The 12,336-nt window shown below is 59.3% G+C and carries 11 protein-coding genes; 3 read left to right on the top strand and 8 right to left on the bottom strand.

The window, feature by feature from the left end; all coding sequences use genetic code 11:
* Window positions 1-141 precede the first annotated feature (141 nt).
* Together ACM6I5_RS23000 and ACM6I5_RS22995 are read left to right on the top strand one after the other, a co-directional pair.
* Window positions 142-1,350 (top strand): hypothetical protein, encoded by a 1,209-nt coding sequence (locus ACM6I5_RS23000; protein ID WP_414884773.1) that lies wholly within the window; start codon window positions 142-144, stop codon window positions 1,348-1,350.
* A gap of 308 nt (window positions 1,351-1,658) precedes the next feature.
* Window positions 1,659-2,939, top strand: coding sequence for a hypothetical protein (locus tag ACM6I5_RS22995; RefSeq protein WP_414884772.1), 1,281 nt, complete (start codon window positions 1,659-1,661; stop codon window positions 2,937-2,939).
* A gap of 108 nt (window positions 2,940-3,047) precedes the next feature.
* Here ACM6I5_RS22995 and ACM6I5_RS22990 read toward each other — a convergent pair whose 3' ends face one another.
* The 6 genes from ACM6I5_RS22990 to exbB form a co-directional block, all read right to left on the bottom strand.
* On the bottom strand, window positions 3,048-4,448 hold the full coding sequence (locus tag ACM6I5_RS22990; RefSeq protein WP_017341498.1) for an aminoacyl-tRNA deacylase and HDOD domain-containing protein: 1,401 nt from the start codon (window positions 4,446-4,448) through the stop codon (window positions 3,048-3,050).
* A gap of 78 nt (window positions 4,449-4,526) precedes the next feature.
* Window positions 4,527-6,602 carry an ATP-dependent DNA helicase RecG gene (gene recG, locus ACM6I5_RS22985; protein WP_017341497.1) on the bottom strand — a complete coding sequence of 692 codons (2,076 nt, stop codon included), beginning with the start codon at window positions 6,600-6,602 and terminating at the stop codon, window positions 4,527-4,529.
* A 9-nt stretch (window positions 6,603-6,611) separates the two neighbouring features.
* Window positions 6,612-7,541, bottom strand: coding sequence for a hydrogen peroxide-inducible genes activator (locus tag ACM6I5_RS22980; RefSeq protein ID WP_017341496.1), 930 nt, complete (start codon window positions 7,539-7,541; stop codon window positions 6,612-6,614).
* Between the two features lie 277 nt (window positions 7,542-7,818).
* The gene (locus ACM6I5_RS22975; protein ID WP_017341495.1) at window positions 7,819-8,565 is read right to left on the bottom strand and encodes an energy transducer TonB; all 747 of its coding nucleotides are present in this window, start codon (window positions 8,563-8,565) and stop codon (window positions 7,819-7,821) included.
* A complete protein-coding gene (exbD, locus tag ACM6I5_RS22970) occupies window positions 8,562-8,990 on the bottom strand; it encodes a TonB system transport protein ExbD (RefSeq protein WP_017341494.1) in 429 nt (142 codons plus the stop codon). The genes ACM6I5_RS22975 and exbD overlap by 4 nt, the downstream gene beginning before the upstream one ends.
* 6 nt (window positions 8,991-8,996) lie before the next feature.
* Window positions 8,997-9,959 (bottom strand): tonB-system energizer ExbB, encoded by a 963-nt coding sequence (gene exbB / locus ACM6I5_RS22965; protein WP_414884771.1) that lies wholly within the window; start codon window positions 9,957-9,959, stop codon window positions 8,997-8,999.
* A 188-nt stretch (window positions 9,960-10,147) separates the two neighbouring features.
* Between exbB and ACM6I5_RS22960 the strand changes: the two genes are divergently transcribed.
* On the top strand, window positions 10,148-11,005 hold the full coding sequence (locus tag ACM6I5_RS22960) for an SDR family oxidoreductase (protein ID WP_017341492.1): 858 nt from the start codon (window positions 10,148-10,150) through the stop codon (window positions 11,003-11,005).
* Window positions 11,006-11,144: 139 nt separating this feature from the next.
* Here the strand turns inward: ACM6I5_RS22960 and ACM6I5_RS22955 are convergent, their stop codons facing one another.
* Together ACM6I5_RS22955 and ACM6I5_RS22950 are read right to left on the bottom strand one after the other, a co-directional pair.
* Window positions 11,145-11,885, bottom strand: a complete 741-nt coding sequence (locus ACM6I5_RS22955) for a hypothetical protein (protein ID WP_017341491.1) — start codon at window positions 11,883-11,885, stop codon at window positions 11,145-11,147.
* A gap of 54 nt (window positions 11,886-11,939) precedes the next feature.
* Complete coding sequence (locus ACM6I5_RS22950) at window positions 11,940-12,320, bottom strand: RidA family protein (RefSeq protein WP_003229509.1); 381 nt, start codon at window positions 12,318-12,320, stop codon at window positions 11,940-11,942.
* Between the last annotated feature and the right edge of the window lie 16 nt (window positions 12,321-12,336).

Raw genomic sequence — 12,336 nt, 5'->3', positions numbered from 1 at the left:
TGACCCGTTAGGCAATCGATTAGGCTCGTAAAGCCAGCACAGCTGTTATTTCTAACAGGTGGCAGCTATTGGGAAGCGTGCTCCACTGAGGTCGAGAGATGTCCTGCCGGGCATCATTTAGATCGTTCAGGGAGCATGTTGATGAACCAGGTATCAGGTTTGCGGGCGGCGGGTGACTTGGATCTACTTTTTGGCGAGGGCGGCTTGGCGACAATGCCGGACAGAACAAAGGCAATTGCCGCTCTGCCGGATAACAAACTAATTCTTGCGACAGGTTTTGAAATTGGTCACTCGCATAAGATAGTAAGACTTACTGAGAGGGGAGCGCCCGACGAGTCGTTTGGGCCGGGTGGTGAAGTTGTAATCCCTGATAAAAGTGGCGTTGATATTTACCCAGACAAAATAATTGCACTTCAAGATGGCGGATACCTGATCAGTGGCGGCCAAAAGCGGTCCGAAAATAAAGTGCACGTATTTCGACTGCTGGAAAACGGCCAACTGAATAAAGCTTTTGGTGACGAGGGCATTGCCACGGTTAGCGTTGAGGATAAGGACGCAACGGGTGATATACAGTTAGTCGCATCCACTTGGATGGCTGTTTCCGAGCAAAGCGGAAAAATTTATTTGAGTGCTACCTATGCTTACTCCGAGGGGATCAAAGGTGTTGTATTTCGCCTTAATGAAAATGGCTCGCCGGACACAAGCTTTAATGGCGGTTTTGTATTAATTGGGGTGCAGGACGCGCAGATAGGCCTTGGGTCTTTGGCTGTCCATCGAGACGGCGTACTCGTGGGCGGTACAATCTTCGCTACTGGCTACTTTGAGGGAGATGCTTTTGTAAGCCGCTATGACGATAGTGGTAAGGAAGATACTTCGTTCGGCGATCGCGGAAGAGTCATCATTCCCAACGGTACTGATGATCGAAGATCTTTTCTTACCTCTATCGCTGTAGGCGCAAACAATATGATCGTAGTGACGGGCCGCTCGGGCATAAGCGGTGTACGTGAAGGTTTGATTACTGTTCTTAATGCCAGCGGTAGTTTCAATCTTGTCTTCAATAACGGAGCTCCGTTGTACTCCAGTTTTTTGGCGCAATTGCATTTCTACGAGTGTGCCATTCAGCAGAGCGGAAAGATTATCGTCATGGGGACGGGCGATACTCGAAACTTGATAGTTGCGCGTTACAACCTCGATGGTTCTCTGGATCGTACGTTCGCAGGCATAGGCTGGACTGTTTACCGTGAGATGGGAGATTTTATCTACAAGGACAGCTCGCTAACGGCAGATAACAAAATCGTTATTCTTGCGAACCAGTCTTTAAAGCCTTTTGCGGTCTGTTACTTGGGATAACGCTGGATGAGAGGTGAGCGTGAAGTGTGACAGGTAGACCGAGCTGGACTCTTCGCGGGCCTGCGCGCTGGAAGTGCACGAAGGCGGCGAGATTGTCGGGCATGCCCGAGTTAATCAGCCATGAGCCCGATCTTCGTTGCATTGATGCAAAGACGAGTTTCACTGAGGTTTTGGCTCCGTACGTCACTCATTCGTCTCTCAAAGACATCAATACTGTAATTTCTGACAAGTGTTTGAGAGGGGCTCCGAATGCTCTACTGATGTGAGAGGTCCATTACGGACCTCTCAACATTGGAGGTTGAAAAATCATGAGCCGACTACAGATGGAAAAAAACGCAGGTACCCTGGACCCGACATTTAATGAAACCGGAGTGGTCATTTATCCTGCCGATACTAGGGGAACTTCAAAGGCCATTCTCGCGTTACCTCAGGGCAAGTTGCTTGTCGCCGTTGCGACGCCGTGGGGAGAGCCCAATGAGGGAACACCCTCGTTTACTTTGGCGCGTTTTAATGAGGACGGAACGTTCGACTCCCGGTTTGGCAGCAGGGGCGTCCTGCCTGTGTTCTTCGAAAACGTCTATGTACATGGGAAACTCGCACTCACTGCTTCTTCGAATGGAGGATGGGTGCTTTTTGGCGAATACTCTACTGATGGTTTTCCACATTTTCTTGGTGTAGCGGTGGTACGTCAGTGCGAGGATGGAACGTTAGACGCATCCTTCGGCGAGGGCGGGGGGGTATTTATTCCCTACGACGAAATTGGCCACCCCGTTATGCCTCTGGAAGATGAACAGATTTCCGCAGAGAAACATACAACGCCTTGGAACCAAGGGAACGCTATCGTTGAACAGTTAGATGGCAAGCTCATCTTCAGCAGCCGCTTTTGGACCGATAGTCGTGAGAAAGGGATTTTGTTACGCCTTAATCGTGACGGTTCGCGTGATAAAACCTTTAATGGGGGATCAGTGATCGTCGAGCTTCACGGCGTGGCGCATGATGGGAATAAAATCGGTGCTATTGCCGTGCAAAAGGATGACAAAGTATTGGTTGCTGGAAATTACTGGGGTGACCAAGTCGGGATTTACATTGCGCGATACGACGCGCAAGGACAGGTGGATGCCAGTTTTAACAACGGTCGTCCGGTAATTATTCCTGTCGCTCATTCCAATATGTCATTTAATGCAATAGCCGTTAGAGAAAGTGACGGCGGGATTGTAGCGGTGAGTGATCACGGGCTGATTGTCGTCTTGAACACCACCGGCTCTTACAATCAGGTCTTCAATAACGGAAAGCCGTTGTACTCGGATTTACCGATTCTTGCGAATCATTGGCGGCGATGCGCCTGGCAAGCAGATGGGGCGATTGTTGTCATCAACGACGGTCTCTTAACCATTAATTCATTGGCGGTAACGGCACGATATAACCCTGACGGCACACCGGACATGAAGTTCAATGGTCAGGGATGGGCCGCCTTCAATTATGAAGATGAACATGAGTCGGTGATTGATATGGTGATCATGAAAAACGGGCGCATCGTCGTTTGTGGCGTCTCACGTTCTCGTGGTTGGATTATCCGCTATCTGGCTTGAGTCGCTCATTTAGAATGGGATTCAGCGCGGGCAAGCCACGCTCCCACGGGGATCGCCTAAGTCCTGTGGGAGCTTGGTTTGGTCCGGGCGGCGATCCGACGATGCTTTTTAGGCTTGGGTGAATTGCGACGCGAGTTCACGCAGCAGCACTTCAGCTTCGAGGACTTTGCTGACGACGTCGTTGGCTTTGTCGCGGGTCAAACCTACGCGTTCAAGCAAGGCATCCGGGATGTCTTCATCCGGGCCGGAGCCGATGCCGCGACTACGCAGCAAGCGCACCGCCAGGCACACGAGGTTCGGATATTCAGCGTAGGCGCCGTCGTAGCTCGGATCGTGCTGGAAGCGCAACGCAGTGGCCAGTTCGTCCGGCATGTCCCAGTAGCGCATCAGCCATGAGCCGATCTGTTCACGACTAATGCCCAGCAGGTGTTGCTCCACAAAGCTGTGGCACAGGTGCGGGTTGACCTCCAGGTGGCGGCAGATCAGCGAGAAGTGCGGCGGGAAGACGTGCGCGAGCAGCAAGTAGCCGAAGTTGTGCAGCAGGCCGGCAAGGTAGGTCAGGCCGGCTTCCGGGCGCTGGGCACGGGGCATGGCGCGGGTCAGGCCTTCGATGACGGCGGCGGTGTAGATCGATTGCTGCCAGTACGGCGTGGTGTGTTGCGGGTGGTCTTTGGGCAGGCTGAGGGTTTTGCCCAGGGCCAGTCCCAGCGCCAGGTTGATCACCAGGTCGAAACCCAGCACGCGGACGATCGCATCTTCTACTGAACGAATCTTGCCCGGCGACGCGTAGTACGGCGATGCCGCCCAGCTCACCACTTGTGCGGCCAGGGCCGGGTCGGTTTCGACGACGCCAGTGATGTCGTCGATGGTGGCGTTGGGGTCGACGCGCAGTTTGATGATTTTCTGTGCGGTCTCGGCCAGCGGCGGAATTTCGATGGTGGCTTCCAGGCGTTGCTGGATGCGCCGAGCGGTGAACGCCTGGACGGCCTGGGTGATTTCCTCGCGGTCATCGTCGGGGCGGTCGAGGTTCGGGCGGATGCTGGTCAGGTTTTCGCCGAAGTTGGCGGCGCTGGCCTTGGTCAGCATGGTCTTGAAGGCTTCGCTGGTGATTTCCAGCAATACGCCCGGCTCGCCCGAGTTGATCAGCAACTTCGGTTCGCGCAGCAGGCTTTCTTCGTACAGGCACGGCGAGCTGGTCAGTGCCGGCAGGCCGGGCAGCAGGCTCAGGCTGTGTTTGCCGAGCATTTTTTCCAGGCGCTCGGTCGACACGGCAGCGAGGCGGCGACCGGTCAGTTCGGCGAGACGATTGAGGTCGAGCAACTGGCTCTGCGGAAACAGCACCATCAGCGCGCCGACGGCGTCGTCGAGCAATACCGCCTGCACTTTGCGCGAGGCGTTCAGGCCGTGGTGGTCGAGGACTTCTTCGTAGGCGATGCCCAGTTTGGCGAGCAGCAGCCGAATAACAGACGGAGCGTGCGGGGTTTCGGGGACGAGGGCAGCTTCAGTCATGGTCTGTATCCGTATTCAAACAATTGCAGGAGTATAACCAGCTTGTCTAAAGGCATCGTCCAGAATCTGCGACGGTGCTCACACTTGGCCGTATTGCTGCCCATGGCGCAGCCAGCGGTCGAGCAGCGGGCTGACGTGATCCGGCCAGCGCTCCAGCAATGCCTGGGCGGCGTCGCGCACGGCGGGAAGAAGATCGGCGTCGCGCATCAGGTCGGCAACCTTGAATTGCAGCAGGCCGGTCTGACGCGTGCCGAGCATTTCGCCGGGGCCGCGCAGTTCGAGGTCTTTTTCCGCGATGACAAACCCATCGTTGGTCTCGCGCATGATGCCCAAACGCTGACGGCCAATCTGCGACAGCGGCGGATGGTAGAGCAGCACGCAATGGCTGGCGGCGCTGCCTCGGCCGACGCGGCCGCGCAACTGGTGCAGTTGCGCAAGGCCGAGGCGTTCGGGGTTTTCGATGATCATCAGGCTGGCGTTCGGCACGTCGACGCCGACTTCAATCACGGTGGTGGCGACCAGCAGTTGCAGGTTGCCGGCCTTGAACTCGGCCATCACAGCAGCTTTTTCGACGGGCTTCATGCGCCCGTGGATCAGTCCGACCTTCAACTCGCCGAGGGCGGCGGTGAGGTCCTCAAAAGTGGTTTCCGCCGCTTGGCAGGTCAGCTCTTCCGACTCTTCGATCAGCGTGCACACCCAATAGGCCTGACGCCCTTCGGCACAGGCGCCGCGCACCCGTTCGATGACTTCGACGCGCCGGGTGTCGGTGACCAGCACCGTGTTCACCGGCGTTCGGCCGGGCGGCAGTTCGTCGAGGATCGAAGTGTCGAGGTCGGCGTAGGCACTCATGGCCAGCGTTCGAGGAATCGGCGTGGCGGTCATGATCAGCTGATGTGGGCACATCCGCCCGCCGACGCCTTTCTGTCGCAATGCCAGGCGTTGCTGCACGCCGAAGCGGTGTTGTTCGTCGATGATCACGAGGGCGAGGTTCTTGAACTTCACTTCGTCCTGAAACAGCGCGTGAGTGCCGACCACCATCGGTGTGCCGCTGGCGATCTGCTCGAGCGCAGCCGCGCGGTTCTTGCCTTTGAGCTTGCCGGCCAGCCACGCGACTTCAATGCCCAGCGGCTCGAGCCAGCGCTTGAAGGTGATGAAGTGCTGCTCGGCGAGGATTTCGGTGGGGGCCATCAACGCGACTTGATAACCCGCCTCCAAAGCCTGGAGCGCGGCGAGGGCGGCGACCACGGTTTTACCCGCACCGACGTCGCCCTGAATCAGCCGCAGCATCGGTTCGTGCTGGCTGAGGTCGTAGGCGATTTCGTTGCCGACGCGCTGTTGGGCGCCAGTCGGTGCGAACCCCAGGTTGGCCAGATACTTGGCCGGAAGCGTCGTGGCTTTCGGCATCGCTGGCGCGCGCAGGGAACGCATGCTTTCGCGCAGGCGTTGCTGCGACAGTTGATGGGTCAGCAGTTCTTCGAAGGCCAGACGGTGCTGGGCCCAGTGATGACCGAGGGCGAGTTCGTCGACGTCGGCATCGGCCGGCGGGTGATGCAGGTAGCGGATCGCGTCGGCCAGCGGCGCCAGTTGATAGTCCCGCGCCAGTTCGGTCGGCAGCCAGTCGGGCAGGCTGGTCGGGCCGAGCATCGTCAGGGTTTGCATGCACAGTTGGCGCAAACGCTGTTGGGTCAGGCCTTCGGTGAGCGGGTAGACCGGCGTCAGGGTTTCATCCACGGGCGGCGGCTCGTCGCCGGTGATGGCGCGGTATTCCGGGTGGTAGATTTCCAGCCCCGACGCACCGGGCCGCGCTTCGCCGTAGCAGCGAATCCGCGTGCCGCGTTTGAGGCCTTCTTTCTGGGCGTTGCTGAAATGGTAGAAGCGCAGGCTGAGCCCGCCAGTGCCGTCCTGCAAACGCACGACCAGGCTGCGGCGACGGCCCATGACCACGTCGGCGCCGCTGACGGTGCCTTCGATCACGGCGTCCTGTCCGGGTCGCAAGTGGCCGATCGGCACCACACGAGTGCGGTCCTGATAGCGCAGCGGCAGGTGGAACAGCACGTCCTGGAGATTCTCCAGGCCGACCTTGGCCAGTTTCTCGGCCATGGCCTCGCCGACACCCTTGAGTGCCGTTACCGACACTTGCGACAACTCGGTCATGACAGCGACTTAAGCCGCAACTACCGGCGCGGGCGGTTTGGCCACCGAGCACAGGCGAATGGAGTCAGCGAGGATTTCAATCGCCTTCGGCCGCGGGAAGCTCGCGCGCCAGGCAATGGCCACGGTGCGGAACGGCACCGGCGGTGTCAGTGGCCGCACTTCGATCACGCCGGGGGCGTAGTGGTGGCTGTCGACTGCCGAGAGCGGCAGGATCGAAATCCCGAGCCCCGAGGCAACCATGTGGCGAATGGTTTCCAGCGAGCTGGATTCCACCGTGGTGTGCTTGGCGCCGTCGTTGCCTTTGGTCAGCGTCGGGCAGGCTTCCAGCACTTGGTCGCGGAAGCAGTGGCCCTCGCCCAGCAGCAGCAGGCTCTTGTCGTTGAGCAGGGCGGCGTCGATGGATTCTTTTTGCGTCCACGGGTGCTGGGCCGGCATCAGGACGTAGAACGGCTCGTCATAGAGCTGCAGGGTCAGCACGTCGGCTTCGTTGAACGGCAGGGCGATGATGATCGCGTCGAGTTCGCCGTTGCGCAGTTTGTCGCGCAGCACGTGGGTGAAGTTTTCTTCGATGTACAACGGCATCTGCGGGGCGACCCGGTGCAGTTGCGGGATCAGGTGCGGAAACAGGTACGGGCCGACGGTGTAGATCGCGCCGACTTTCAGCGGGGCGGTCAGCTGGTTCTTGCCGGCCTGGGCCAGTTCGCGGATGCCCTGGGCCTGTTCCAGGACTTTCTGTGCCTGGGCCACGATGCCTTCGCCGACCGGGGTCAGGCGCACGGCACTCTTGCTGCGCTCGAAGATCAGCACACCGAGTTCGTCTTCAAGCTTTTTCACGCCCACCGACAGGGTCGGCTGACTGACGTGGCAACGCTCGGCCGCGTGGCCGAAGTGCTGCTCTTGGGCGAGGGTAACGATGTAGCGTAATTCTGTAAGAGTCATAGCGAGCGTCCATGAAGTTGCGGGCCAAGCATACCGGCTGCAATCGATAGACGCACGTTATCAGAGAGAGTGTGTCGGGTGACACCGGGCAATGCGGGTTTGCCGCTGGCGGATATGCGAAAGGCACCTTTCGGGTGCCTTTTGCAGGTATTTCGCTCGCTGAAGATCTCCTGTGGGAGCGGGTTTGCTCGCGATAGCGGTGTGTCATCCAACATTGATGTCATCTGATACGGCCCCTTTGCGAGCAAGCCCATTCCCACCCTGGTTCAGCGGTGGATTAGCGGCGACGTTCGAGCGAATAAACAAACGGTGCAACGATTTCGATGGAACCGTTGTTCAGCATGTCGGCCGGTGGCTTGGGCAACGGTTGGGCACGTCTGATCATTTCCAGGGTCGCCCGGTCCAGATCGGCGTTGCCGGAGCGGCCCACCAGTTCGAATGACAGTACGTTACCTTCGCCATCCACCACGAAACGCAGACGGTTCAAGCCTTCCTTGCCCCGCGCCTGGGCACTGGCCGGGTACTTTTTGTACTTGGCCAGGTGAGCGAGCAGCGTCCCTTGCCAGCTGGCCTTGGCGGCCTGCTGTGCGGGCGATGGGCCCGGTGCCGGTTGTGCGGATTTTTCCGTCGGTGCCTGGGTCGGTTGCGTGTCGCTCGGTTTTTCCTCGGACGGTTTTTCCTTCGGCGGCTCCGGCTTTTTCTCCACAGGCTTGGGCGGCTGAGGCTTCGGCTTGGGTTTGACCGGTTTCGGTACGGTAATTTCTGCCTTCGGCACTTCGGCCAGTTTCGGGATCGGCAGTTCTTCCACCGGCGCGGGTGGTTGTGGCGGCGTTATCACCTTTGGCGGTGCCGGCGGTGGCGGGGCAGGAACCGGCGCCAGCTCGACCATCATCGCCTGCGGTGGCAGCTCGATGGGTGGTTGTGCGGTCCAGTTCATCGCCAGCGCAATGGCCACTGCATGGACGCCCAGCACCACGGCCAGGCTCCCGCTGTAACGCGTCAGCTTATGGCGCGTCGTGATCATTTCTTGACTGCCGTCTCAAGCCCGACGAGACCCACCTTCAGGTAGCCCGCGGAACGCAGGTTATCCATCACGCTCATCAGGTCGCCGTAGTCCACGCCTTTATCGGCCTGGAAGAAGATTGTCGTGTCTTTCTTGCCTTGGGTCCTGGCGTCGAGGGTGGCGCCGAGGGCTTCGGCCTTCACTTCTTCTTCGCCGAGGAACAGGCGCTGGTCAGCCTTGACGCTGAGGAACACCGGTTTCTCTGGCCGTGGCGCCGGTTTGGCGCTGGAGGCGGGCAGGTCGACCTTGATGTCCACGGTGGCCAACGGAGCGGCCACCATGAAGATGATCAACAGCACCAGCATCACGTCGATGAACGGCGTGACGTTGATTTCGTGGTTCTCGGCCAGATCGTCGTCTGCGCCTTCTTTCAAATGCAGGCCCATGGCCGATTACCCCACTTTCACCATGTGCGGTTGCGAGCTGCGCTCAGGCTGGTGGTCGAGGTCGCGGCTGACCAGCAACAGGACTTCTGCCGAGGCGTCGGACACTTGCGCCTTGTAGCCGGCGATGGAGCGGGCGAAGACGTTGTAGATCACAACGGCTGGAATCGCGGCCACCAGGCCCAGTGCCGTCGCCAGCAGGGCTTCGGCAATGCCGGGGGCCACGACGGCAAGGTTGGTAGTCTGGGTTTTGGCGATGCCGATGAAGCTGTTCATGATGCCCCATACGGTACCGAACAGACCCACGAACGGCGCGGTAGAGCCGATGGTGGCGAGTACACCGGTGCCGCTGCTCATGTTGCGACCACAGGCTGCGACCAGACGCTCGAGGCGGAAGGCGACACGTTCCTTGATGCCTTCTTTCTCGCGGCTGTTGGTCGACAGGCGCATTTCTTCCAGCGCGTCATGCACCAGCAAGTTGGCGAGGGTGCCTGCCTTGGTGGCAGACGCGCTGGCTTCCTTGAGGGTGGTGGCCTTTTTCAGGTGGACGATTTCGGTGCGCAGACGACGCTTGGCGCCCATCAGCTCGAAACCCTTGGCGATCCAGATGGTCCAGGTGATGATCGATGCGATAGCCAGGCCGATCATCACGATTTTCACGATGATGTCGGCGTTCTGATACATGCCCCACGGCGACAGGTCATGGGCCATGCCCAGGGAGTTGTCGGCTTCGAGGACTTCAGGAGCGTCTTCGGCAGTGGTGTCTACTGCCTGGGCCGGGTCGGTGGCCACCGGTGCGGCGTGATCGGCTGGAGCAGGTACGGCCGCGGCCTGGGTGGCTGGGGTAGCCGGCGCTTGTGCGTCAGCAAATGTGGCGGTTGGCGCCAGCATCAGGCTGAGCAGCAGGGCGGCCACCGCGCTCCAGGCGCGAGGTCGTTTGGTTGGCGAAGCGAGGAATTGATTGCGTGTCATGCTGGCCGGACCTGAGAGAAAAAGACGGTAAATGTTCTTCCAGGCCTCGAAGGCCGAGAACAAAAGTGGTGGGCATTATTGCAAGTAATTCTTGTTAACAAAAGTAATAGAGTATCTTTTTTTCCTTCATCGCTAGCCGCTCGTCCATTGCCGGCGCTAGTCTGTGGCTTTCCGATAGGAGTTTTTTGATGTCCGCGCCATCTGTTTTGATCGCCGGCTGCGGCGACGTCGGCAGTCGTCTGGCCACACAATTGCTGGCTGCAGGGTGGGAGGTTCACGGCCTGCGACGTGACGTCTCGCGCCTGCCCAATGGGGTGATCGGTGTTGCCGGCGACCTGTTCAACAAAGACTGCCCGCACACCTGGCCGGTTGGTGCGGTGGACTACCTGGTGTATTGCGCGGCCGCCACCGATCACGATGAAGCCGGTTACCGCGCCGCTTATGTCGAGGGCTTGGAGCACGTGCTTGAGTGGCTGGGCGACTATGGGCAGGTGCCCAATCGCTTGCTGTTCGTTTCCAGTAGTAGTGTTTATGGCCAGCAGGAGGGCGAGTGGGTCGACGAAACATCGCCGACCATCGCTGCCGGCTATTCAGGTCGACTGATGCTGGAGGCGGAGCAAGTGGCGCTCAACAGTGGCATCCCGGCGAGCATCGTGCGTTTGACCGGTATTTATGGCCCGGGCCGTGAATATCTGCTGACTCAGGTTCGTCGCGGCTATCGCGTGGCGATCGATCCGCCGTTGTACGGCAACCGCATTCACGCGGATGACGCGGCGGGGCTGATGGCGTTTCTGCTTGAGGCGGATCGGCGTGGTGTTGCGCTGGATGACATCTATATCGGTGTCGACGATGCGCCTGCACCGCTGGCCGAAGTGGTGGACTGGTTGCGTGAATATCTGGGCGTGACTGAATGGTCCGAGGATGCGAGCGTGCGGCGCACAGGTAGCAAACGGTGCAGTAATGCACGGGCGAAGGCCTTGGGCTGGACGCCAAAGTACCCAAGCTATCGTGAAGGTTACGCCGCCATTCTCGAAGGCCGCTGCTGACCCCTGTCACCACAAACCAAATGTGGGGGCGGGCTTGCTCGCGAAGGCGCCATAACATTCAACATCATCGTTGACTGTTTCACCGCTTTCGCGAGCAAGCCCGCCCCCACATTAGTTTTTTGGTGGTCTTAAGATCGGGTTACTGTTTTTCCAGCAACCATTTGCGCTGACCCGGCGTGAACTGAGGCATTTCATCCGCCTGTGCGGTGTTCACTGCCTGCAGGATCTCCAGTTCCTTGCCCTTGCGCGCAAAGATCCACGTGTTGCCTTGGCCGTTCAGTTGCAGCCACATGTTGTCGTCGCCGCCACTCATCGACGCGCAATCGCCGGCCAGACACAGGGCATAGCGATCCGCGCCCGGCAGACCGGTCACCTGGCCGTCGGCCTGGAATTGCACAGTGCTACCTTCACCGGGGCCGCTGACGACTTTCCAGCTGCCACCCATGTAGGCGGAATACAGCGCGCGTTCGAAGCTCGCACCCATCGGCGCGCCATCCGGTACGGGGATCAGGGCGCGGTCAAAGACCTGTGCGGGTTCGTTGTCGCTGGCGATCTGGCTCAGTTGCTTGCCGTCACGCTTCAGCTCGCTGGCGGAACTGCCATAGAAGTCGACTTTCCAGGCGCCGGACTCCTCGCCCAGCAGCTTGCCGTCGACATTTTCAAAACCGTTGGTGTAGCGGGCCTGCCCGGCCTTGGTGTTGACGTCCCATTCCAGGTTCGGGCCATAGGCCTGGAGCGCTTCACGCAGTGGGCCGCCTTTGGATGCAGCGTCGATCGCCACCTGATTGATCCAGGTGCCGCTGATGTCACGGTCGGCAGGGTTGCTGGCACATCCGCCCAAGAACAGGGCGACCAGCGAGAGGGCTAGCGCTTGGCGCATGGTGGAATCCTTTCAAAACAGAATCGACGCAGCCCAGGGGCTGCGCCGGACGTATTACTCGATGACCAGAATGGCATCCATTTCAACCTGCGAACCCTTTGGCAGGGCGGCTACACCGATGGCGGCGCGGGCAGGGTATGGCTGGTCAAAGTACTTGCCCATGATCTCGTTGACCTTGGCGAAGTGGCTCAGGTCGGTGAGGAAGATGTTCAGTTTGACGATGTCCTTGAACGAACCGCCAGCGGCTTCGGCCACGGCTTTCAGGTTTTCGAACACCTGGACGGTCTGGGCTTCGAAGCCTTCAACCAGTTCCATGGTTTTTGGGTCCAGAGGAATCTGACCCGACATGTAGACGGTGTTACCCGCCTTGATCGCCTGGGAGTAAGTGCCGATGGCGGCCGGGGCCTTGTCGCTGGTGATAACAGTCTTGGTCATGAATGACTCCTTGTAA

The organism is Pseudomonas sp. IT-P171 (assembly GCF_949767765.1).
Taxonomy (GTDB): domain Bacteria; phylum Pseudomonadota; class Gammaproteobacteria; order Pseudomonadales; family Pseudomonadaceae; genus Aquipseudomonas; species Aquipseudomonas fluorescens_B.
This window is presented reverse-complemented; position numbering and strand designations above follow the sequence as displayed.